This is a genomic window from Dechloromonas hortensis, assembly GCF_009469765.1.
In the GTDB taxonomy this organism is placed as follows: Bacteria; Pseudomonadota; Gammaproteobacteria; order Burkholderiales; family Rhodocyclaceae; genus Azonexus; species Azonexus hortensis.
Genome location: NZ_SSSQ01000040.1, coordinates 1 through 649 on the forward strand (window position 1 = coordinate 1; position 649 = coordinate 649).

The 649-nt window shown below is 66.3% G+C and carries 1 pseudogene; it reads left to right on the forward strand.

What is annotated here, in order from left to right:
- Positions 1–50 precede the first annotated feature (50 nt).
- A pseudogene (locus GH663_RS20885) lies at positions 51–649 on the forward strand (electron transfer flavoprotein subunit alpha/FixB family protein); the annotation flags it as partial.

Below are 649 nucleotides of genomic sequence, written 5' to 3' on the forward strand. Positions count from 1 at the left end.
GTCGCCGAACTCGTCAACAAACTCAAGAACGAAGCCAAGGTGATCTGATCATGACCATTCTCGTCATCGCCGAACACGACCACGTCAGCCTCAAGGCCGCCACCCTCAACACCATCGCCGCCGCCGTCAAGATCGGGGGCGACATCCACGTCCTCGTCGCCGGCACCGGCTGCGCCGCCGCCGCCCAGCAAGCCGCTGGCCTGCAAGGCGTCCGCAAAGTCAAAGTCGCCGACGCCGCCCACTACCAGAGCCAGACCGCCGAGAACCTGACGGCCCTGGTCATCGCCCAGGCCGCCGGCTACAGCCACATCCTCGCCCCGGCCACCACCTTCGGCAAGAACCTGACGCCGCGCATCGCTGCGCTCCTCGACGTCGCCCAGATCTCCGAAATCACCGGCGTCGACAGCCCGGACACCTTCGTCCGCCCGATCTACGCCGGCAACGCCCTGGCTACCGTACAAAGCGCCGACCCGGTCAAGGTCATCACCGTGCGCAGCACCGCCTTCGACGCGGTCGACACCGGTAACAACGCCGATATCGAAAACATCGCTGCCGCCGCCGACACCGCCCAAAGCACCCTCACCAACCGCGAACTGACCAAATCCGAACGGCCCGAACTCGGCGCCGCCAAGATCATCGTCTCCGGCGG